The sequence below is a fragment of the Haloarchaeobius sp. FL176 genome (assembly GCF_024609245.1).
GTDB lineage: Archaea > Halobacteriota > Halobacteria > Halobacteriales > Natrialbaceae > Haloarchaeobius.
Genome location: NZ_JANJYH010000010.1, coordinates 82,214 through 104,216 on the forward strand (window position 1 = coordinate 82,214; position 22,003 = coordinate 104,216).

Below are 22,003 nucleotides of genomic sequence, written 5' to 3' on the forward strand. Positions count from 1 at the left end.
GAGGTGGACATTATCGTCCGGAGAGTTGTTTGTGTCGGCCCCAAAGGGGTGGAGGCTCTTTGAGATGGGAACCACTGACGACGAAGAGAGCGACGAATTCCCTCCAGAGAAGCGTCTGGAAGCACCGAACACGGGCCTGATCAAGGCAGGGATCGCGACGATTCCCGATATGGAAACCTTGCAAGAGTGTGTAGCCTACGAGAACGCCCACCAAAATCGAACGCAGATTCTGCGCCGGCTCAAGTGGAAAGCTGAAGAGTTGCGTGAGGACGAAGGGTAAGCGCTGTCCTTAACCAACACACTCCGCGTGAGTTTCCCTATTGTTGGTTAATATGCTGTGCCGCGGTTTTTCGGGCCCCTGAATGGGCGCGGGGCGACCAACAGCCGCCTCGCGAGTTCCGTTATGTCCCTCGGTTTGAGTCCAGACTCCAGCACGGCTAGCGACATCGCTGTCGCCAGACAAGCGGACCATGTGGCGTTCCTCCATCGAGCCCCATTCGTCGCCGATTCTCTCGCCCTCGGATTTCTCCCCGGGTTTCGGGAAGACTGTGGGTACCAGACGGACCAGTACCTGAACCTCGAGATTCCTGTCGGGATGCTCGACAACGATTTTCGGGATCCCGATCTGGAGCGGTTCGTCGACCGCTTTTTCGAGTACGAACCACGTGTCGGGGTCATCGGGGACGTCGACGAAATCGACGACGTCGACGCCCACGTCGCTGCTGCTCGTGAAATCCAAGCGAGCTACCCCGAAGCTGAGCTCATCGTCGTTCCGAAGTCGCGGGCGGTGATCGACGCGATACCTGAGAACCTCGTCCTCGGGTATTCACGGGGATACGCCGACCGCCTGGCCCACGATTTCTCCGATCCAGCCGATTGGAGAGGGCGGCGCGTCCACATTCTCGGCGGGAGTCCGCCCAAGCAGCTCGACGCTATTCGACAGTTGACCCGACCGACACTCACTGACGAGCCACCGGCCGATATCGTCGGCGTCGACTGGAACGGGCTGCATCGCGGCGCACAGTTCGGTGAGTTCTGGACGGCCGACGGCTGGGACGACAGCGGTCGCGACGCCGACCACGTCACCGTCCGAAAGACGGTGCGCCACAGCCTCGCTCGGGTCCGTGAGTTCTGGAGGGCGCACGGAATCTGGCCCGAAACGACACCGCAAGACGAGGGGCTCAACGTCGAGTACGAGGGACCGAGCCCTGCCGATCTCGAGGACGCCGCCTGTACCGAGTGCGGGACGAACGTCTGGCGAACCCGCCGCGGCCCGTACGTCGCCGAGTACGATACCGGCGCAATCTGTGGATACTGCAGCTACGAGTGCTACTTCAGCCACCGTCATCGGAACAATCTAGAGGAAATCGCCGGCGATCAGAGCGTCTACCTCCCGCCGGCGTGACTTCGCGACCTGTTTTTCGTGCCCCCAGAGAGGGCGAGGGCTCCTTCGAAAGCTCTCAGAGGTGACTTCCAGTGAGTCAACAACAGAGTCCCGACAACGTCTCGGTCGACGATATTCCCGTCGATATCGACAACACGCAATCAGCGGAGGTCGATCCAGCCGACGTCCCCGACGAAATCGAATCCATCACCCGTGGGCTCGCCGGTGAGCAGCCGCCGACGAATCCCATAGTGGTTCTCAAGGCGGCCCGGTGGTGGTACATTCACGGCAAGGGCGGCACGGATCCCGCCTTCCAGTGGGCCATCGAGTGGGCGCGTCATCTTGCGACCGACACGCCCAGTGACGTCGAGCAGTTCGACGAGTTCCTCGAGTACCTCGTTACGGTCGGCTTTGCAGACGAACGTCACGAGCTCCGCTAACCGACAGAGCGGTTTTTTGGACGCCCCTGAAGGGTGCGGTGCGGTCTGAACAGACGCAGTCGCCGTGAATTCGATTCGGTGATCACGATGTCTACGACCAGAGACTCGTCGGTCTCCTTCGACCAGACCGACACGCGATCAGACGAGATGAACAGTACCATCGAACAGTGGATCGACGACCTTGTCGCCGGCGTCGACGACGCGCAGGCCAGCGAAGAGTTCCAAGAGTGGCTCGATGTCCAGAGTCGTTTCCACGACTACTCCTACCGGAACACGCTCCTCATCAAGCGACAGTGTCCCGAGGCGAGCCGGGTGGCTGGCTACCGGACGTGGCAGGAGGAGTTCGACCGCCACGTCAAGGAGGGTGAGTCGGCCATCTGGATCTGGGCGCCGATCATCACCAAGCAGTGCCCGGAATGCGAGAACTCGCCGAGCTACCACGAGGACAGTGACTGTGAGTACGACGAGACGCCGCCCGAGGAGTGGTCGAAAGGACTGGTTGGATTCAAACCAACGGCAGTCTTCGATGTGTCTCAAACCGAGGGCGAACCGCTCCCCGAGCTGGAAACCGAGGCAGCTGGTGACGCCGACGACCTGGTGCCAGCGCTCCTTGATGCAGCAGCTACGCTCGATATCGACGTCCGTGTCGTCGACGCTGCCGAGTGGGAGCATGGCGACGCGAAAGGCGTCTGCAAACACCGGACTCTCCACGGATGCCAACCCGTCGTCGAAGCGAAAGCCCGCTCAAATCAGGCCGATCTCGCCGTGACGTTGATTCACGAGTACGCCCACGCACTGCTCCATTTCGATGTCGACGACGAACCCGAGCGTGCAAAACGCGAGGTCGAAGCCGAAGCCGTTGCGTACATCGTCGGGCGGTATTTCAACCTAGATACGAGCGGATCAGCGTTCTATCTTGCCGCGTGGCAGGACGACGATGCGGAGAGCATTCAGGAGCGACTCGGCCGGATCAGTTCGACCGCGCAGGAGGTCATCGGGACAGTTGTAGACGGCTGAACACCTCCTTCCCGGCTGTTAACCAACGCCGGAGGGTACTATCCCACTCTGTTGGTTAATTCGTTCGGCGTCCGACCCTGCGTGTTTCGATCGGTCTCAAGACATACCCCACCGGCAGTCGATGTTATAGTTCAGAATCGATTCGGCGCTGCTGGTCACGAAGGAACTCAACGACGGCATCGATATCCTGTTCGGGAACCGTTTGCTGTTCGAAGACCCCTTTGAACGCGTCCGCAAAATCTTCCGACGTGAGCCGGTCGAGAACAGTCTCGATGCGACCAGCGAGCTTCTTGGACACCCCGCGATGAAGATGGGTCGCGATCCGGTCGAAATCCGCGTCAGCAGCCAGCACCACCAGATCCCGGGAGTCTGCCTTGCGGCCACTGTGAAGTTTCACGGCAAACAGCAACTCCCGTTCCGGAATCCTGGCTGTTACCGGGCGCCCGGTTCGCAGTTCCTGGGTGACGGAGTGCTGGGCCAGATAGCGATACGACCATTCAGCTTCCGTCTGGCGACAGCCCAGCGCGTCCACCATCGCGTCGAACCGAACCGGATTCCCGATGTCTTTCGTGAATCGAATAGTACGGCCCTCGTAGAGCTCGTTTCGCTCGACGTCGGCCGTTTTCTCGTAGCCGCGGGCGGTGAGAAGGTCGGTGTAGTCGTCGACCGCTTGTGCCGGAATGACGACGTCGACGTCCGTGGTGAAGCGCTGATTGAACGCCGCGATCGCCCACCCACCGACGAGCACGTACGGCAGGTCAGCGTCAATGACTGTCTCCAGGGTGTCCAGCAGCTCGTCTTCGCGTTCGCCGAGGCTCATGCATTGAGACGCGGATCCTCGTGGGACGCGTCGATATCGCGGTCGTACTCGTCGGCGATCATCTCCAACGCCGGTTCGTAGTTCACCCGGTACTCCAACATGTGCTCGATTGTCTCATCCAACGGAATGACCGGATTGCCGTCGACCCACTCGCGAGTGATCTCCCCACTCGTCGGGAACAACACGTACGAGACAGTCGCATCGTAGTCGGTCGCGTCCGGCCGCTCTTCGATCCGGCTCGGAATCCCGAACTCGTCGAAGAACGCCGTCCACCGTTCGACGTCCTGGTCGGCGACCTGGATGAAGATCGGATAATCGTCGTGGCCGCGGGCGATCTGATAGCCGCCGTGGGTCCAGACGTAGACGCCGTCGATTTTCGTGTACGCAAAGGGCATCCCGGCGAAGTGTGGAATGACGTAGCCGTCGTCGATCGAGGGGGGGACAGCGCGAGAAATGGCCGCGACGAGATCGTAGTAGCGATCCCTGACAGCGTACTTCTCGATGTAGACGCCGTCTTCACGCCGGATGAAGCCTGCGTCCTCCAACCGCTCGATCCAGTCGTAGACCCACGAGTAGGAGCCGTCGATCTTCTGGGCGATTCGCCGGATCGAGTCACCCGGCCGGGCCGCGACCATGATCTTCGCCGCGGTCTCGTCGACGTACTCCATCATCGTTAGTTATCGGTATCGCATCTAACTGTATTAGTCTTGTCCCTCATATTCTCTATAGAGTTATCTTTATACAGATATACTATTCTTAGCTCCGGTAGTCCGATCCGGCTCAGCATTCGAGCAGAGAGGGGTTAACCAACAGAGGATACGATTGATCGGTATTTGTTGGTTAAGTTTTTCCGCTCTTATGTAGAACTGCGGAAAGCCCCGATAACGAGACAGTCAATGACTGACTCGGTAGTTTCACCAGCTAGGTTGAGTGAGCGAACGATGCCGAAGGTGTGAGCGGCCTGCTCCAAGCCCTGCTTGGACAGGCCGCGGAACTTCCGCAACCACGGCTGAATGAGCGAAAACAGACACTCGACCTGGTTAATATGGACGCCGCTGGGCGATACGTATCGCTCTTTGTGGACGACTGTTCGGTGGTCACGCTCCATCTCTCGGTAGGCTTGGAGTCCGTCCGTCCAGACCTCTCCCAGCGGCTGGGAGAGGTCTTCAGCCTCCTGAATCACTGGTTCGAGATCACCGCTGTAGTCGATGCCGAGTTGCCCGCGAATCACACGAAGCGAGTCGCGGCACGCCGCGACGAGCGTCAGCTGATCACCGTGACGCCCTCGCCAGCGTGAGCGTCCAGACCGGGACGAGCCGCCGCGAGAACGGCTGTTCCGCGGCGTCTCTTGGCCTTTGTAGCCCGAACAGACCTTCCCTGATTCGTCGACTTGCGTCGGTCCGTCGATGGTCTGGGCGAGGAGGCTCCAAACGACGGGGAAGCCGCGCTGAACCGCGGCTTCCACCTCTCGAATTGCCGTGTAAACGGTTCTATAGGCCCGTCCGAGGAACGGCGCGATCTGGTTGATACTGAGCAATGTGTCCGCGTAGAGCGTGAACGCGAGAAGCACCTCACCGCCGGAGAGGTGCTTCTCGTGAAATGGCGTGCCGTAGGTGTAAACCGGCTTAAAATTGCAGTCACGGCACCAGATACGGTCGAGTGCATCCCAGGTTACGATGCTCTGGTGGCCGCAGCGTGGACAGGACGTATTCTCCCAAAATTCCTTGAGTCGCCGCTCGATGCGGGCATCGAGCGGCTCCGTGTCTATTTCGACGACGCCCAGCTCGATCAGCTGTCGAAACATCCCGCCGAACGCTGGCTGAGCAGAAACCATATCGCCAAATTAGCGTCGGCTCAGTGTAACTATACGGTCTTTCCGCAGCTTTGCATAAGAGCGACACAGATCGGCCCATGTCCTACGAACCCCCGACGCCGCCAGCGGAACTCCCCACCGACGTCATCGACACGCTCAACGACTATTCGCCAGAATTACTCCGAGACGTTGCCCACTATGCCGAGGACCTCTCAGAGTATCGCGAGCGCGAGGCCCGTCTTTCCGAAGCAGAGGAGGAAGACGAGAACGACGAGCGTCCCGATGACCTCCCGGATGATGTCCCGACGAAGGCGACAATCACGATCAAGAAGATCAACGACAACCGCTACTACTACTGGCAGTGGCGGGAAGGAGACCGCGTCACGTCAAAGTACAAATCCCCAGTGAATCCGGACGAGTAGACGAGATAGTACTTCAGTCGGATGGCCAGTTGTTCGGGATGACACCGCGTCTGCGAAGTGAAAGACGCGGAGCGTTTCGCTCAAATGCGCATCGGTTTGTTGCGAATTGATCGAACCGACTGTCTGTATCGGTAGCATCGTTAATACAGGAGGCCAGATATCGAGATTTCTGAACTCGATTGAAAGGTTAAGGAGACGCACCCCTATCGACTTGTTCAACAAAACCACCTGCATGCGGAGAGTCACCTCTATCGATTTGTTCAGTGGGAAGTCGTCCACGGAAGACCAGTATTGAACCACTGGAGCGGAAATGCCGAAATTGAGTATAGAGCCGCCCCTATATGTGATCAGATGCATCTATCGTGACCGTGTCGGTAGGACCACACACCCACCCCTATCGATTTGTTCTGGCGAGAAAGGGTGGGGAGGGGAGAGTTGATCACGAGGAACCGGCAAGGAAATGATACTTCAGGGTGAGGTCCTTCGGCTGTATCGGTCTTTATTAACTTGGTTACTACTGGATTCGATAGAAAGGAGTGGAGTCAAACAAATCGATAGGGGAGAGGGTAGAGTAGTTTATTTGGTAAACAGAGGGGATACAAGACGTCCGGCTATGGTGCCTACAAAATACCCGAAACCGCTCTTGTTCTTCTGATTTCTCGATCATTGTTTATATACTCAATTAGGAGAGAAATAGAGGAGAGGATGTAATTAGAACAAGTCGATAGAGGTGCGTTCTACTAGCTAGCTAGTAGCTAGAACTAGAAAGAAGAGAAGAAGAAGGTGAAAGCAGCTCTCAATCCCATGCTAATCGTGACGTAGATGGGGCGTTAGTCCGTCCGGGAATTCTCTCACCCCACCCCTCCTTTGTGGTTAGAACAAATCGATAGGGGTGAGAGGGTGTTCGAGAGTTCTCCTGGATCGACCGAGAAGGGTTCCTAACAAATCGTCGGAGGTCGCGGAGGATAACGGTGTAACCCTCTGATATACCTGTTCTGAACGTCATACCGGTAGAAAAGAAATCGACAGGGGAATCTTTTAGTATCCTGATAGAGTGGGGTTCGGTATGCCCACGGATCCTGGTCCCGAGGAGACCCCCGAGTCCACGGGTTCTATCAAAGATCTCATTCTCGAGCAGGAAGAAGCCGCGAGTCTCATCAAGAACCGGTCACTCCTCGAACCGAACGAGATCGTCGACGAGGAACGTATCGTCGGTCGTGACACCCAGCTCACCGATATCACTCAGCACCTCCGCGTCGCGATTAGTAACGAGCGGCCACCGAACCTTCTCCTCTATGGCCCCTCCGGGACCGGGAAATCGCTCATCATCAACGCCGTCTGTCAGAATATCATCGAGCTCTGCGAAAGTCGTGATATCCGGTTTGGCGTCATCCAGATGAACTGCCAGAACGTGGGAACCCTCGGCGCAGCCGTCTACGAACTGGCACGAAAGGTATCGAACGATATTGGAACGACTGTCGACGTCCCAGAGCATGGGGTTCCAAACAAGAAAAAATGGCGCGAACTCTACCGTCTCATCAACGAACACTACGACACAGTCGTGTTCATCCTCGATGAACTCGACATGCTCGTCGGTCGTCGCGACAAGGACGAGCCAGCCTTCTCCCGCCTTCTCTATCAGCTCTCTCGTGCTGGAAGCACCGACGAGATCACCGCCCAGGTCTCCGTAACCGCGATCACGAACGACACGAAAATGATGGAGAGCGTGGGAAGTCGCGCTCTCAGTTCGTTCACCCCCGAAGACGTTCATTTCAGTGACTACGACGCCAACCAACTCCGAGAAATCCTCCGGGCTCGGGAGGACGCTTTTCACGAGGATGCACTCAGCGACGATGTCATTCCCCTCGCAGCGGCATTCGCCGCCCAAACCAACGGAGACGCACGGAAGGCGATCGACCTGATGCGAACAGCGGGGTCGATCGCAGAAAAAACAGGTGCCGATAAAGTTCGTGAGGAGCACGTTCGACAAGCCCAAGATAAGGTCGAGAAGAACCGCGTGTTAGAGGTGACTCGTGGGATTAGTACGCAAAAGAAGCTCTGTCTGTTCGCGACTGCAGCTGTGGCACGCGAGACTGGAACTGGTGCAGCGAGAAGCCCGATCGGATATCGGGTGTATCAGTACTTGACGGGCACCTTGGATTCGGATCAGTATCACCAGGAGACGTACGTGAATAAGATGAAAGAACTCACGACGTATTCGTTGGTCGAGACAGAACGGAAGAGTCAGGGGCCACATTCGGGCAGCTATCTCGAGTTCACGTTTGGTGAGAACCCGGAGACAATTATCGAGACGCTTCGGGAAGATTCGCGACTTGATGACGTCCACGATGACGAACTCCGTACCGTCGTGAATGCACAGCTCAACCAGTAGGCTGTTCCTCGAACAAGTCGATAGGGGTGAGGGTGTTATCGATGACTCAGTTCCATCACTGACAAGAACAAGTCGATAGGGGTGGGTCTACAAATCGTGGTGGCCATTCACACAACAAATCGATAGAGGCGAGTGTCCAAGAGTTCGTGTCACCGATATTCTGCAGTTGTTGTGACACTGAGCTCTTCGAACTGGTCGACCTCGTCGAGGAAGACGACGGAGAGGCCGTCGTCATAGGTAATGCATCCTACGTTTTCGAGACGGTTCACGGCCTGTTTCACCGTCTCCTACGGCGTGTGGTGGGGGGCGACACGGCAGATGGGGTCACCACTCTCGATAGCGAGGATGACCTACGCCGCCGTATCGTCGAGCACCTCGTACATCTAGTAGTTGACAATACTCTGGCAATAGCTAAAAGTATAACCTAACTGTGGGCTTCGATGTGCTCACTGTTCAATCAGAAGGGTGTGGCGATACCGCAAACTGCTCAGCCAATTCAACCACATCGTAGACATGAACCCCGGTTTTGAACCACAACAGCCGATCAGAGGCACCCCCAAACTCCTCACTTGCGCAATCTAGCCGCTCCGAGACAGCCAGCACGAAATTGTCGGCCTCCACCTGTCGGATCTTCTTTAGCTTCCCGTCCAAGTACTCGGGCGTCCAGAAGCCGACAATCTCGAGAATTGCACGCCGACCGTCCGGATGTTCGATCGCGAAGTCGGGGATCATCACCTCGGCACCCAGATCGAAGACATCGTCTTCCCGCACCAACTCCCAGTCCGTATTCGCTCGCTCCCACTTCCGGGTAAGCGTCCGCTCCACGTCGCTATCGAACTGGTCGCCGGCGCTGTAGTGCGAATTGAGGCCCTCCGTGTGGTCGAGCGCGAACTGTCGGGTCCCGCCGGTCGTCTCGTCGACGAGGATCTCGGCAGTCATCTCCCACCGGTCACAGAGTGGTAACGCCGGCAGGAAGTTCGCCAGCCGGATTCCATACTTCTGCGATTGCGAGAACAGCGACGCCGGGCCGTCCAGTACGGCCTCGTAGCCGGCGGCTTGGTCCGTGCTCGCGACGCGCTCACCATCAGCGTCGATCGGATAGATCCGATGCATCAACCCGAACAGCTTCACGTAGCTGAACACCGTCCCGAAATGGTCCCACACCCGAATCCGCATTTCTGTGGCGTCGTAGAGCACCGCCTGGGCGAGCGCGAGGTTGTAGCGCGTCAACAGCCAGTCAACGGTGAGATCCGTATGTTCGTAGGCCTCGTCGCTGCTGCCGGTCAGGTTTGTCGTCGAGGTCGACGTATCGTCCTCACTGGCGTACTGGTCGGCTGTCCGCGTACCGATCCGGACGAGTCGCTTGTTGTCCTCCAAATCGGCGTACATCCCTCGATAGCACTCCTTGAGCGACACCCCGAGGTCGTCGGCGACCGCGCTGTACACCTCCAGTTTCTGTGTGTCCTCGCCGAGCGTCGGTTGGCGGACGATAGGATAGCGCTCGTTGGCTTTCTCGAAGAGTCGCCGGCGAATCTCCCGTGGGTCGACGGCGGCCATGACCTCGAACTCACACTCGTCTTTGAGGAGCTTCGCGAGCCCCTGGACGATCTTGTAGTCGGTATCCGCGACGGTCAGCTCGTCAATCGCGTCCTCGAGGTCACCTTTTGGCTCGTCGAGATGGGCTTCGAACAGGTGGATGAGTTCCCGGGCCGTCTCCCGGTAGCGCTCCTCGTCGGGATCGATGAACAGCGGGGTGACCGTCTCGTCGGTCGTGCGCGACCGCGCGAGATCAGCCGTCAGCACTGGCACTCACCCCCTCCCGGCGGCGCTGGGAGACGTACGTCTCCATCGTGTCCTCGGTGATAATTTCGTAGAGACGAGCCGGCTGGCGGTCGTCCGTGGGTCGCAGGATACGGCCGAGCCTCTGGGCGTACTGACGTTTCGAGGCGCTCCCCGAGAGGATGATACCGACGTTCGCCGCCGGGACGTCGATCCCCTCGTCGAGGACTTGGGACGTCACGAGCATCGAGTAGTCGCCCGTGCGGAACCGCTCCAGAATCTCGGTGCGTTCGTCCGTCTTTGTCTGGTGGGTGATACAGGGGACGATGAACTCCTGGGAGATGTCGTAGGCGAAGTCGTTGTTAGCGGTGAAGATGATCGCGCGGTCGTCGTGATGGCGCTTGATGAGATTATCGAGCGTGTCGAGCTTCTTCTCTGCTGTTCGGGCGATCCGCTCGGCGCGTTGCTTGGCGATGAGCGCCCGCCGACCCTGCGGGTCGTAGGAGGTGCGCTTGAGGAATTCCGCGTAGCCTTCCTCTTTCCAGAGGTCGAATTCGTGGCTGTCGACGTAATCACGATAGATCTGGTACTCTTCGTCGTACGTCTCCCGTTCGTCAGCCGTGAGCTCGACCGACATGTGGATCGTCTCGTACTCGCTGAGGTATTCGCCGGCGAGTTCGTCGACGTCCTCCCGATAGACAACGGGGCCGAGGAGGTCCTCGAGGAGTTCGTGCTTGCCGTCGGGCCGCTCGTAGGTCGCCGTGAGGCCAAGGCGATACGGCGCGATCATCATCTCGGGGATCTGCCGGTAGGTCGGTGCTGGCAGGTGGTGTTCCTCGTCGACGACAAGTAGGCCGAACTGATCGCCGTACTCGCTGACGTAGCGGTAGGCGCTGTCGTAGGTGGTGACTGTGATCGCGGTGACGTCGTGGCTGCCGCCCCCGAGGACGCCGACCGGCTCGGCGAGTTGGTCGCCGAAGGCGTTGGTGAGCGTGGCGTGCCACTGGTTCATCAGGTCGATCGTCGGCGTCACGACGAGCGCACTGACGCCGGCGTCGGCAATGGCCTGGAGTCCGAGAAAAGTCTTCCCGCTGCCCGTCGGGAGGACGACACTCCCCCGTCGGTCGTGGTCGATCCAGGCGTCGAGGGCGGCCTGCTGGTAGTCACGTGGTTCGATGTGGAGCGCCGGCGTGAGGACGAGATCGGGATAGGTTCGGGCGGCGTCTTCGAGGGCGTGAGCGAAGCCGTCTTGCAACGTTGCCTGCTCGTTTCCGTCCGTCCACGCGCCGGCCCATTCGAGGAGCGATCGATATCGATACGCTTGGGCGCGGTACTCGTCGACGCGGTCATCCCACTCCGCAAAGGGCACATCGTCGGGGGGATCTTGGAGCAGGAGCGTCCCGTCGTCGAATTCGATTCGCATTCAGTATCGGGACAGAGGTCCCCGACCGGATTCAATATGTGGGTTGTCCGGGATCTAGTGAAGCACGTCTCTGTCCTTCTGTGGTTGAGGTTTTCTATCGAGGGCCAACGGTTGTTAGCGGTTGAGCCAGTACTGCCAGTCTGCGATCGCTTGTTCCGTGTTACTACTGGCTTCGACAGGCTCCAGTTGCTCCAGTGGCACGCCAAGCTCCCTTCCCATCCACTCTATCGTCACGAACATCTGGCTGAGAGTCGGGTCTGTCGGGGACATTCCAACCACGCGAACCGTTTCGCCTTCCTCTAGTGGTGACTCCTCTCGCTCGGTGACACAGCACGCTTCGAACGGGAAGTCCAGCGTATCGCCCAGATAGGCGTACCATCCCCACGCCTGTTCTTCAGGGCTGTAGTTGTCGACGATGATCCGCATCTTGATGCGCTCTTCCCGCTCTTCGTCCTTCTCGGCCCGTGTCATGCTGACCAATACTCATCCCGCCTTCAAGTGCTCGGGGTGGCCGAAACCACCTATCGACCGATGCAGGTCGCACTCAATCCTGGCCGTAGAACAGATCCGAGTTGCTGAACGAATTAACCAACGAACCCCCGATGAATCTGTTTACTGTTGGTTAAGATGGAGGATAGGATTGTCCGATGACGAACGTCGACGGCTCACGGCGTGCATCAGTCGACAAAGACCGCCTATTCCTCTTGTGACTCGGACGTGTCCATATTAGCCAATCGACGTTCGAGTACGTCGATTCGGTCAGAGACGGTCGATGGCTGTTCGAGGGGATCTTCGGCGTTTAGCGCCTGTTCGTACAATGTCAAGGCGCGTTCCAGCTCGTCAGCTGTTGGCTCGTCAGCTCCCTCCCGCCAGTAGCTATCTGCGAGTTTCTTGTACGCCCAGGGATCTTCGGGATAGTCTCGAATGAGCTTCTCGAACTCGTTTCTGCTCTCGGTCACCCGTCCCAGCTCTGTCAGCGAGTCAGCGACAAAGTGGCGGAAGTCAAGAAGAAACTCGTCGGATGCATCCGGGAACTGGGTACAGATCTCCCGACAGAATTCGAGGCGTCGTTCGTGATAGGTCGGGTCGTCCGCTGCCAGGGTGGCAAGGTCGTTGTCGAGTGATCGCAGGAACGCTTCCAGGGAGAGCACATTCGGGAGGTGATCGTCAGCCGCCTCGATTGTCGTAATGTCGTCCGGCGTGACGGCGACGATGATCTTCCAGGCACTCAGCCACTGTTCGCAGGCTTCGGCGTCGTCCCCCTGCTCCCGGAGTTCTCGACCGTCCTGTACCAGGTCGTAAATTCGCTCCTGATAGGGGAGATCGGGTGCCCACCGACTCCAGAGGACTTCAGCTGCCATCCAGATGAAATCCTGATCGTACCCCGACGCGTCGACGTCGTGGTCGTCCTCCCACTGGTCGGCGAGTGCCATCGCCGAGTCAACCGCGGCCGCCCGGTCACGGAACGACGCTTCGGTCGTGTCGATACCGTGCTCGGCAAGCTTGTCCGTGATCTCTCCCGTCGATAGTGCTTGTACGTCATGTAACTCCCACCGCTCATCCGACTGGCGGTCGGTCCCCAGGGACATGTCTACCGCTTCGTCCGTGTCTTGCTGGGCATGGGTGGTATCGTCGTCGCTTTCTTCGAGGTCGTGGTCGTCGATGTACTGCTCAACCCGCTTGGTGTCGATCCGACCGAGTTCGTCGGATTCGTGGTCTTCGTAGAGATGTTTGCGGATACCGGATTCGTCCGCGAAGGATTGCTCGCAGTACGGGCAGTCGGCCATTGGTCGAGTGTTCGAGGAGTCCGGTGAAAAAGTGCGGGGCAACCGTTTGCTCGTGTCTATTGTTGGGGTCGTTTCTCGTCGATGATCGCGGCTGTCTCGGTCGCTGCGAACGGGTCACGTTTTTCGAGGAGGTTCTCGATCTCCTCTGGATCGTACACCTCCTTCACGATGCAGTAATAGCGCGAGGGAGTTCCAAAATCGCAGACCATGCTGAGTCTATCTCCTTCCCAGAGCGTCGCACGTTCGGCAATGTCGGAAACCGTCATCTCGCTTGCGGTCGTGTATGCTGGATCGTTGACCGCAGTGAACTGGTGATCCGGGATGACGTTGAGTGTCGAATCCATGTACTCGTCTTCGAGCCCGTACATCCGAAGATGCAAATCATCGAGCGTCGTGAACCGGCAGACGAGCCTGTCGAGTTCTGTTATGGTTGTTTCGGGCCGGACGACGATGTCGTACCACTCTTCGTGGGCCCGGCCCTTCTGCTTCCATCGCAAGCGATATCCGACTGTCCCGATGCGTTCGCCGACGCCATCGCGTTCGTGCTGTTCTCCTCGCTCAGCGTGTTCTACTACCGCTGTCCAGCAATACGAACATACCTCGTCCGGCGCATCACCTTCGAATGCCCGCTTGTCGAACCCTTTCCAGTTGGCGTAGTCTCGAAGTGTGATGTACTCGCTTGCGGGTGAGCGCGTACTCCGGTCACACAGCTTTTCGCCCGGTAAGTCCTGTCGAGATGTGTACGGCGATCTGTTCGCTGAGTCTGCTTCGAGGTCGACGATGTGGTCGACTGTGCCCACTTGGCTGACTTCGATGACAAATCGATCTGTGGTTGCTGTGTCAGTCATGATCGTCGTTGTGCTATCGATCGTCAAACTCCTCGAGTAACTCTTCCAACATCGGTCGGAGCTTGTACTTTTGAGAGTGTTCATCCCGGAGATCCTGTACGTAGGCCCGCCACTCGTTGAGCTCGCCGGCAGCGTCGGCTGCCTTTCCGGCTGTCGCTAGCCAGTCTACGGCGTGTCGATACTGCTGTGATTTCCCTTCCTCGATGATCGGTTCGGCCTGGGCTTTGCAGGCGTCGATCGTCCACTCCGGGCGCTCCTCGAAGACGGCGTCGGCGACCGGTTCGACCACTATGTCGTCCGAAAACCGGTCCGCGATGGCGATGGCCTCGTCGTATCGCTCCGCGTACAGGAATATCTCGACATGTCGTTGCGCATTTCGCTTGGTCGTGTCTCGGTTCGCAAGCGATCCCAGTATCTCCTCGCGAACAGCCGGCCAGTCTTCACCAGCGAGTTCTTCTGTCGCCTGGTAGGCCGCGAGTGTGGGTGCGGCTTCGAACGCGGTGACGGCCGCCTCTAGCGCCACCTCTGGTTCGTCCAAGTTGCCGGCTCTGTCGCGGAGCCACTCGGCCAGATCTGCCTTCCCGTTGTCGTCCAAGGACAATCCGTGCTGGGCTATCCCCAGCGCTGCCTGTGGTCGGTCGTATTCTCGGAGTACTCTGGCCAGCGTGAGTGCGTTGTCGGGCGCGTGCAGGTTCTGCTGGCCATACTCGATCGCCTCGTCGATACGGCCCTCCTCGATGAGCATCGTCGCGTACGCGTCGATTTGCTCGGTGGCGGCCGCTAGAGCAAGATACTCGTCGACGCGGTTCTGTCGTTCGAGGACGTTGAGTCTGGCTTTGACGACGTTCTCGGCGTACCACGGCGGGTTATCGTCCCAGAGGGTAGTGTACCTACTGTCTGCTCTCATCTCTCGCTGGACTACGTCGAGGGCGACGCTGTACGGTGGTCGGTCCGTATAGCTCTCCATCTCACGCTGCCACGTTCGCAGTCTCGCCTTCCAGTCATCGCGTTCGGCGTCGGAGAGATCAGCCGTGAGTAGTGCCTCGGCCAGCGCGGTGTCGACCTCATCAAAAAACTCGAAAATGGCCTGTGAATCGTCGTACGAGAGCGCAAGCCATGCTTCGTTCATCAGCTCATCTGCGAGTGGTTCGAGAACATCTAGGGCCGCCTTGCCGTCATCTGCTTCGATGGCTGCCCATGCTTGATCGAGTAGGTCGCCAAGCTTCTTGACGTCGGTTTCGACTGCTGTATACGGATCCTGCGTTCGGCCTCCACGTTCCTTCGGGGGCTGGAGGACATACTGAACTTGCTGTCGAATCGAGTCCCGATTTATGTCTGGGCTCTGGTCACGGGAGTCGTCAACAGTAGCGTCCGATTGGGCTGTCTTGAGCCGCGATTCGATCCACTCTCCGAGGTCGGGCTGGCGTTCGACGAGATCAACGAGGAGGTCTCGGAGCTCGGCTGGATCTGCGTCGGCGACCTGTTCGGAGATAGGTGGGCGCTGGTTAACCTCGTCGGGATTGCGGCTGTACGTCAGGAGGACGGCCACACGATGCTTACAGATTCCTCCCTGATCGTACGGACAGGAACACGCCGTGTCCACGACGCCAGTCTCATCCAGATTGATTTGGACCTGATAGGGCTCGTACTGACTGCCGTCGACCGACGCTCGCAACTGGTCGCCCCGACGCGTGATGTCACGGACAGCCCCCTGATCGTAGTAGTTCTCGCCTCGATCGTATGACTGCGGTCGAGCGAGGGTGCGGATCGCTGCCTCGGTAATCGTCGGTGCCTGTGCCATCGGCTCCTCTTCCGTCTCGCTTCTACGATGTCGCTCGATAGAAAAGGCTAGGAATCGTGCTCGCCGATAGCCTCCCACAGTGGGCGGAATTCAGGATTCAGTGCGAACTGCATCGGTTGGTGCCAGTAGCTCATCGAGGAACGCTGTGACGAGATCATCCGGGTCGCGAGGAAGGCCGTCCGGTGGCTCTTCCCAGAGTTCGACTGTAAATTCCCGCGCTGCCGTTGCCCGTCCTTCACTGGCGATAACCATCAGAATCGCGTGCTGATAGATCACGATCGTTCGCTGGTCGTCGACATCGAGATACTCGATTGCGGCCGCCTCGAGTGCTGCTGGGATATCCACCGGCACGTTCAGCGTGCAATGCTGGACCGGCTCATCCTCATCCGTCATAGCCGATTTACCATCCGTTCGTACAAGTATGCGCCGACGGCGTGACTCTGACCGTTCACCCGTTTCGTTGCTGATGCGTGGTCATGCGTATTGACGGCATGATAGGGCGGATTGTGGTGAGTGGGTCGCTATCGGGATGTCCGCCAGTATGACGAGCTTCTGCCGACAGCTCTGTCCACCCTGCAATCTGGACGAACTGGGGATTTTAAGCTCTCAGCAGCGAGAGTATAGATATGTCGTTCAGTGAGAACTGGCACACGCTCCTCGAAGCGGCCGAGGAGCGTTCTCCAGAGGCCACTCTCATTACACCGCTTTCACACACCAAGTTTCGTATTACCGACATACAGGAATTCCGCGTCATCATCGAAATTCTGGACTCGGACGATTCTCAGCCGCTCCAGCGCGACCAGTTCGAAACGCTCTATCGACGCGTTCAGGATGCGGGTGGCGGCTTTGAGCTTGACCGGCTTCCCCCGGATGCCGAACCCTATGCTGCCGTGCTAACGCTTCATCCGCAATTCGAGATAGACGAGGACGCTGGGATCCTCGTTGAATCGGACGCCTCGACTGCCACTCAGGTGATTGGTGAGGGATCTACCAAGAATGACGATAGAACTGAGCCGGATGTCGGCGTGTATGCTGATGCGCTCCTGTTGATCGATGAATTAGAACGCCACGATCCGACCAGCATGGATACCCCGGATACGGAGGCACTCATCGACCTTTATACGCTGCTCTCGGACGTGCAACGTGGCGCGAACGACCTTCGGAAAGACATCGCCGACACCCTCCTTGATCGAGTCGATCACGACCAGCCAGTTCATGCCCAGTACGGCTCTGTCCAGCGAACTTCGCGCCGGTCGAAGTCACTGAAAGACGACACGGAGGTCCTCGCTGCGTTGGAGGACGCCGGTATCGATCGGGATCGTGTCCTCGGCGTAGACCCGGACAAGGTTGATGATGCACTTGAGGTGACTGACCTCCACGAGCAGGACGTCTACGACATCGATGAGCGGGCGTACGTCAGGAAAGCCGACGTCAACGAGGACGTGAAAGAGACGCGATTGCAGGGATTGAAGGACCGACTCGCGGCCACTGAAAGCGAGGAGGCAGACGTACTCCGAAGCGAGATCGAAGACTTGGAAGATCGAATCGACGAACTCACGAGCTTTCGCACTGGCTCCGAGGTGCAATAAGAATGGGTATCGCTGTCGGGTGACTCTCGCAGCAGATCCGGCGACGTAGTCTTCCCGGGCTGATCGCGAGTCCGATCAGTCCAGACGGTCGAGCGATCCATAGAGCTCCTCGTTCTGAATGTGGGTACAGAACTGTGCACAGAGCCGACAGCAGTCCGCGGCATCGGTGAACGTCCGAACACTGGCGTCCCAGCGCGCGTGGACGGCGCCAAGCATCGCACTTCGAACCGATGGTTCGGTCGCGACCATAACCCGTCGCGCACGCGTTGGTGGCGTTGCATCGGCTGCCGGCCCCTGCATTCCAGCTGTCGACAGAAGATCTTCGAGGACGCTCCCGATCTCGATCCCAACACCGAGGTTGTCGCCGACCTGTGGAGCGATAAAGATCGTTGCATTACTCGCCTGCGCAAAGGCGAGACTCTGTGTGGCGGCATCCATATCGTCGAGCGGAATCCCGACGTCGATTGCGAGAAAGGCATTAAACCCGCGGTCGCGGAGGCAGTCCCGCGTTTCCTGCAGGAGCCGCAAGACCTCGTCTTCGGCGTACTCGCCGCTGGTCTCGTCCCACGTCGCAAATGACGGGGCATCGGTTTCGACATCGGCGTCCGCCGGCAGCAGCGCGTCCACGTCGAATGTCCGGTATGGCCCCATCAGATAGACGAGAAACTGTTCCCGCTGGACTGGGGCGAGCGCATCTGAATCACCGGCGGCACGGGGGAGATTGTCGATAATCCGTTGCCGCATTCAACTCGTCGGTTCGAAACGGTAGTATATAAATATCGGTGCTTTCAAGAATATTCTAGTCGAGAACGACTAAGTACGTGGCGTCCCAACGTAGAACCTGAGGCACCCCCAAATGTCCGAAACTGATCGCCAACCAACGGAGGAGGTTCGCCAGCCGGAGCCGCCGCTTCCCGAGGATAGCGGGCTGACGCTCGAGGAATATCTCGCTATGCAACAGGCGATCGGCCACCCGACGCGGTTCCGAATCCTCCGCACGCTCGTCGCCAACGACGAACTGAGTGCTGCCGATCTCAAGGCCACGGTCGATGTCGAATCCCACAATTTTCACTACCACCTCGACGAACTGGTCGATGTCGGGCTTGTCGACAAGCGCCAGCGACGGACCGCCGACAGCCAGGGCTTCTATACGTACTATCGGCCGACCGCAATGGGCCGCGGCATCCTTGAGCACGGTGTCGAGGAACTGATGCGCCGTGAACGCGAGTTCAACGACGCTTATTCGTAAGCTGTCGTGGGTTTTTTCTGTCTCGATCGATGATCCAGTTACCCTCTCGGATATCGATGCCGGAAAATCCTCACATCATTCGAGATTCTGTGAATCAGTGACTCACTGATCGCCGTCTTGTTTGGCGAGTTCGCGAATCTTCTCCTTCGTTTCCTCCTGGTGCTCGCCAAAGGCCACCTCGAAAACCCCGCGGTAGAAGTGCTTGTTTTTCTCCAGCGTGATGTCCTCCCGTTTGAGCTGCTTTTTCAGGCGAGTGAACGTGATCTCGATGTCCTCGCTTTGCTCCGGTTCAACGTATATCGTGGCTGAATCCCAATCTTCGCGGATGTTCAGCGGTTCGTCATCTGTCTCTCCTGCCTCACTGGTCGACGAATCAGTCTCGGTCGTGGATGCGGTTCTCTGCTGATCTGATCGATCCTCGGTCGCTGCCGCAGTTTCACGACCCTGTTCTTCCGATTCCTCTGACGTCTCTGCGGTCTCCTCGTCTGCGACCGCGTCCTCCTCTTCCACCTCGTCTGAAGGATCCTCGAACCGCTCGTCCATTCCCCGGGGCATTCTTACGCCTCCACCTGTGTTTTGTCAAACGCTCGCTCCATCGTCTCCGCAACCTCCAGGAAGAGGTCGCGCTCTACTTGCTGGTCGTTCGCGTCTTCCCATCCGAAAATATCTCGTCCGTTGTCCCACGCACGCTGGATTGCTACTCGCATCGGGAGTTTGAAAATCGGTGCCATCGACGCGAAGGACTCGTCGAAGGAGCTGAGGAATTTCTGTGACTGACCGTCGTCCCGGTACATATTCGCCAGGAGTCCGACGATTGCGATCTCGATCTGCTGGTTGTCCTCGATGGACTCCAGCTGGTCCCACAGATCGTCAAGTGCATCCCGTGATGTTGCTTGGGTCTGTGCAGCCAGGAAAACGTTCTGAGCCGCGATGAAGGCCGCGTCCGTCAGGACTGAGAGGTCGGGAGGACAATCGACTACGATAAAATCGTAGTTGTATCCGTCGTCAACCATCTCTTCGAGGGCGAGTTTCAGTGAGAGGCGGGCATTTGCATCATCCATCCAATCTCGAGCAAGGCCCATGTCCTTGTGACTGGGAATCAAGTCGAAGTTCAGATGGTCGTACTCGTCGGCTTCGATCACGATCTCTGAGAGACTAGTATCGTGCGTGCGCGGGTTGTCGACGAGTACGTCGAGCAGGTTCTCGTCATCGGTGACTAGTGTGTTAGGGAGTTCGTTCTTCGGGCTTGATGGATCGTTGTCGTCGCCCGGACCCAGTCCAAGCCCTTTCGTCATATCGGCTTGTGGGTCCATATCGATTGCAAGAACATCGTGGTCGCGAGTGGCCAGCGCCGCGGCACTGTTGATCGTCGCGGTTGTCTTTCCCGTCCCGCCTTTCTGGTTGCCGAAGGCGATCGTGGGGATACCAGTCGATGGTGTGACGCCCCATCCACGAGGTGTCTCGGTCATAGTTCGATCATTGAATCAATGACTCATAAATCCATGTCAGACACTCAGTTGTATCTCTCCCAATGCGATTCTGTCGAATATGGGCGTTTGAGGGGCTAAGGGCTATGATTACCTCTTTCCCGAGCACTGTCTTTGAATCATTGACTCACAGACTCAATGATTCATAACGTCAGGACTTCACTGATTCATTGATTCAGTGATTTCGAGATGCGAATCTGGTGTTCCTGAATCCTCAACTCAATGCTTCGGGCGCTCACTGATTCAGTGACTCAATGAATCTCTGAGTCAGTGAATTCACTATCTCCATTATGGCAAATGACGCTATAGATCATGGACTCTTTGATTCTTAACTTCCAGAAATCAATACTTCATTGAATCTGTAACTCTGTGACTCATTGATTCAGTCACCAACCGAGGACGGACATTTGGAATGGCTCGACAGATGGGTTGATGTTACGTTCTCTCTCCGAAGGCTGCGTTAAGTTGGTCTCGCATGAATTCTCGTCGGACTCGGCGAGCACGCGAGTCAGACAGGTAGTTTTGCATCACTACCCGAGGATCGCTACTACCTTGCTCTGCAGCGATTTCGTCAACACCTTCGAGAACGCCTTCGAGGACTGCTGTATAGGTATCGTACCAGAATCGTCGACAGAGCTGTGGACTCGGTCGTTCACCCTCGATCCGCTCGGGGAGATCTGCTTCCATTGCAAGATTTTGGAACCAATTCCGGATTGTATCTCGGGTCACGTACGGCGTTTCTCCCTGAGAGGAGGGGAATAGGTATCCAGTCCACGTATCGTCTTCCGCTAGCTCGTCGATTCGGGAGTCGAGCACGTGCATTCCGTACAGGAGAGACACCTCACCGGGCCCGTTCTTGCGGCTCTCGAACGTGATGAAGGGGATGTCGTCTTCGGGAACGTCACGCTGGAACTGCGATACATGGAGTGCGGCGACCTCACTCGCTCGAAGTCCCCAGCCAGCTAACGCCACCACGAGCAGCTGTTCTCGTGTTGTCTCCGACGCCTGCATCAACTTCCGAATCTGATTCGCTGAAAGCGAAGGTGTGGGGGAATCTTCGACTTCCCACTTGAATTCGTCGTAGAGGCCGCTCGCAGGGTTCATCGAGGCGATCCGTCGACCGACCAGATGCTGATACCAGGCGTCGACGACGCGCCGCACACGCTGGAGAGTCTGGGCGCTGTATTCGCGTTTAGTTCCCTCGTTCAACCAGTCGAATGCTGCATAGCACGCGTCAACGGCTTCGTAGTCTGGATTCTCTTGATCTCGTTGAATTGGTGTAAGGAGGTCATCTGTCCCGTTTGCCTCTCGATAAGCACGGACGTAAAGATTCAGTCGCGTTCGCAGCGCGTCGACGGACGACGTCGCAAGGCTGTATCGTGATTTCCGCCGGTTGAGGAACTGTTCAAGGGCGTCGATTGTTGCATCATCCGTTGTTGCCCATGTGTAGCCCTCTTCATCATCACCGAGCTCGAGGTCCTCGTTCCAGAACTCCCCGAATGAGCGGTCGTGATGGCGACGGAGAGCCGCGAGGAATGACCGCGCATCGTGATCCCGAAACCACTGGTGGGTCGGCTTCTCGCCTCTCGGATCGATACTCTCTGCTTCGAGGCAGGGGGCAATCTCGTCCCAGTACAGGCCCGTGAAGTCCTCGAGCGAGCACGAGGTCCATCGGACACCATCGAATGATGGCACCCGCTCAGCGTCGGTCTCGCCCTCCTGCTCGGCATCCGACCGACTCATTGTAGCGAT

At 58.0% G+C, this 22,003-nt stretch carries 22 protein-coding genes and 1 pseudogene; 8 read left to right on the forward strand and 15 right to left on the reverse strand.

Features of this window, described 5'->3' with window-relative positions:
- Window positions 1-64: 64 nt before the first annotated feature.
- The 4 genes from NO978_RS16135 to NO978_RS16150 all read left to right on the forward strand — a co-directional run bounded on the left by NO978_RS16135 (window position 65) and on the right by NO978_RS16150 (window position 2,841).
- Window positions 65-280: a hypothetical protein gene (locus NO978_RS16135; protein WP_089649990.1), complete on the forward strand. Its 216-nt coding sequence runs from the start codon at window positions 65-67 to the stop codon at window positions 278-280.
- A gap of 123 nt (window positions 281-403) precedes the next feature.
- Window positions 404-1,405: a DUF6610 family protein gene (locus NO978_RS16140; RefSeq protein WP_011222476.1), complete on the forward strand. Its 1,002-nt coding sequence runs from the start codon at window positions 404-406 to the stop codon at window positions 1,403-1,405.
- Window positions 1,406-1,476: 71 nt separating this feature from the next.
- On the forward strand, window positions 1,477-1,824 hold the full coding sequence (locus tag NO978_RS16145) for a hypothetical protein (protein ID WP_089649951.1): 348 nt from the start codon (window positions 1,477-1,479) through the stop codon (window positions 1,822-1,824).
- 87 nt (window positions 1,825-1,911) lie between these two features.
- Window positions 1,912-2,841 carry an ArdC-like ssDNA-binding domain-containing protein gene (locus tag NO978_RS16150; protein ID WP_136689359.1) on the forward strand — a complete coding sequence of 310 codons (930 nt, stop codon included), beginning with the start codon at window positions 1,912-1,914 and terminating at the stop codon, window positions 2,839-2,841.
- Window positions 2,842-2,965: 124 nt separating this feature from the next.
- On the opposite strand, the gene NO978_RS16155 is transcribed toward NO978_RS16150, so the two are convergent.
- From NO978_RS16155 to NO978_RS16165, 3 genes are all read right to left on the reverse strand, one after another.
- On the reverse strand, window positions 2,966-3,661 hold the full coding sequence (locus tag NO978_RS16155; RefSeq protein WP_103992930.1) for a hypothetical protein: 696 nt from the start codon (window positions 3,659-3,661) through the stop codon (window positions 2,966-2,968).
- Window positions 3,658-4,329 (reverse strand): helix-turn-helix domain-containing protein, encoded by a 672-nt coding sequence (locus tag NO978_RS16160; protein ID WP_369684157.1) that lies wholly within the window; start codon window positions 4,327-4,329, stop codon window positions 3,658-3,660. The genes NO978_RS16155 and NO978_RS16160 overlap by 4 nt, the downstream gene beginning before the upstream one ends.
- A gap of 188 nt (window positions 4,330-4,517) precedes the next feature.
- Window positions 4,518-5,495, reverse strand: coding sequence for an IS1595 family transposase (locus NO978_RS16165; protein ID WP_257300591.1), 978 nt, complete (start codon window positions 5,493-5,495; stop codon window positions 4,518-4,520).
- Between the two features lie 77 nt (window positions 5,496-5,572).
- Here NO978_RS16165 and NO978_RS16170 point away from each other — a divergent pair, with 77 nt between their 5' ends.
- A complete protein-coding gene (locus NO978_RS16170; protein ID WP_257300592.1) occupies window positions 5,573-5,896 on the forward strand; it encodes a hypothetical protein in 324 nt (107 codons plus the stop codon).
- A gap of 1,066 nt (window positions 5,897-6,962) precedes the next feature.
- Window positions 6,963-8,288: an orc1/cdc6 family replication initiation protein gene (locus NO978_RS16175; RefSeq protein ID WP_257300593.1), complete on the forward strand. Its 1,326-nt coding sequence runs from the start codon at window positions 6,963-6,965 to the stop codon at window positions 8,286-8,288.
- A gap of 212 nt (window positions 8,289-8,500) precedes the next feature.
- Here the strand turns inward: NO978_RS16175 and NO978_RS20040 are convergent.
- From NO978_RS20040 to NO978_RS16210, 8 genes and pseudogenes are all read right to left on the reverse strand, one after another.
- Window positions 8,501-8,635: pseudogene (locus NO978_RS20040) on the reverse strand (RNA polymerase subunit sigma-70); the annotation flags it as partial.
- Between the two features lie 106 nt (window positions 8,636-8,741).
- Window positions 8,742-10,091 (reverse strand): DUF790 family protein, encoded by a 1,350-nt coding sequence (locus NO978_RS16180; protein ID WP_257300620.1) that lies wholly within the window; start codon window positions 10,089-10,091, stop codon window positions 8,742-8,744.
- The gene (locus NO978_RS16185; RefSeq protein ID WP_257300594.1) at window positions 10,078-11,490 is read right to left on the reverse strand and encodes a DEAD/DEAH box helicase; all 1,413 of its coding nucleotides are present in this window, start codon (window positions 11,488-11,490) and stop codon (window positions 10,078-10,080) included. The genes NO978_RS16180 and NO978_RS16185 overlap by 14 nt, the downstream gene beginning before the upstream one ends.
- Before the next feature lie 114 nt (window positions 11,491-11,604).
- A complete protein-coding gene (locus NO978_RS16190; protein ID WP_257300595.1) occupies window positions 11,605-11,961 on the reverse strand; it encodes a calcium-binding protein in 357 nt (118 codons plus the stop codon).
- Window positions 11,962-12,185: 224 nt separating this feature from the next.
- Window positions 12,186-13,277 carry a tol-pal system YbgF family protein gene (locus tag NO978_RS16195; protein WP_257300596.1) on the reverse strand — a complete coding sequence of 364 codons (1,092 nt, stop codon included), beginning with the start codon at window positions 13,275-13,277 and terminating at the stop codon, window positions 12,186-12,188.
- Between the two features lie 56 nt (window positions 13,278-13,333).
- Window positions 13,334-14,125, reverse strand: a complete 792-nt coding sequence (locus NO978_RS16200) for a hypothetical protein (protein ID WP_257300597.1) — start codon at window positions 14,123-14,125, stop codon at window positions 13,334-13,336.
- Window positions 14,126-14,138: 13 nt separating this feature from the next.
- Window positions 14,139-15,926 (reverse strand): SWIM zinc finger domain-containing protein, encoded by a 1,788-nt coding sequence (locus NO978_RS16205; RefSeq protein WP_257300598.1) that lies wholly within the window; start codon window positions 15,924-15,926, stop codon window positions 14,139-14,141.
- A 90-nt stretch (window positions 15,927-16,016) separates the two neighbouring features.
- Window positions 16,017-16,319: a hypothetical protein gene (locus NO978_RS16210; protein ID WP_257300599.1), complete on the reverse strand. Its 303-nt coding sequence runs from the start codon at window positions 16,317-16,319 to the stop codon at window positions 16,017-16,019.
- A gap of 233 nt (window positions 16,320-16,552) precedes the next feature.
- Here NO978_RS16210 and NO978_RS16215 point away from each other — a divergent pair, with 233 nt between their 5' ends.
- Complete coding sequence (locus tag NO978_RS16215; RefSeq protein ID WP_257300600.1) at window positions 16,553-17,515, forward strand: hypothetical protein; 963 nt, start codon at window positions 16,553-16,555, stop codon at window positions 17,513-17,515.
- Between the two features lie 75 nt (window positions 17,516-17,590).
- Here NO978_RS16215 and NO978_RS16220 read toward each other — a convergent pair whose 3' ends face one another.
- A complete protein-coding gene (locus NO978_RS16220; protein WP_303647348.1) occupies window positions 17,591-18,259 on the reverse strand; it encodes a hypothetical protein in 669 nt (222 codons plus the stop codon).
- Between the two features lie 112 nt (window positions 18,260-18,371).
- Between NO978_RS16220 and NO978_RS16225 the strand changes: the two genes are divergently transcribed.
- Window positions 18,372-18,764 (forward strand): helix-turn-helix domain-containing protein, encoded by a 393-nt coding sequence (locus NO978_RS16225; RefSeq protein WP_144262362.1) that lies wholly within the window; start codon window positions 18,372-18,374, stop codon window positions 18,762-18,764.
- Window positions 18,765-18,866: 102 nt separating this feature from the next.
- Here NO978_RS16225 and NO978_RS16230 read toward each other — a convergent pair whose 3' ends face one another.
- From NO978_RS16230 to NO978_RS16240, 3 genes are all read right to left on the reverse strand, one after another.
- Window positions 18,867-19,307, reverse strand: coding sequence for a hypothetical protein (locus tag NO978_RS16230; RefSeq protein ID WP_363463574.1), 441 nt, complete (start codon window positions 19,305-19,307; stop codon window positions 18,867-18,869).
- Between the two features lie 14 nt (window positions 19,308-19,321).
- Window positions 19,322-20,233 (reverse strand): ParA family protein, encoded by a 912-nt coding sequence (locus NO978_RS16235; protein ID WP_257300603.1) that lies wholly within the window; start codon window positions 20,231-20,233, stop codon window positions 19,322-19,324.
- A 453-nt stretch (window positions 20,234-20,686) separates the two neighbouring features.
- The gene (locus tag NO978_RS16240) at window positions 20,687-21,994 is read right to left on the reverse strand and encodes a hypothetical protein (RefSeq protein ID WP_257300604.1); all 1,308 of its coding nucleotides are present in this window, start codon (window positions 21,992-21,994) and stop codon (window positions 20,687-20,689) included.
- Window positions 21,995-22,003 lie beyond the last annotated feature (9 nt).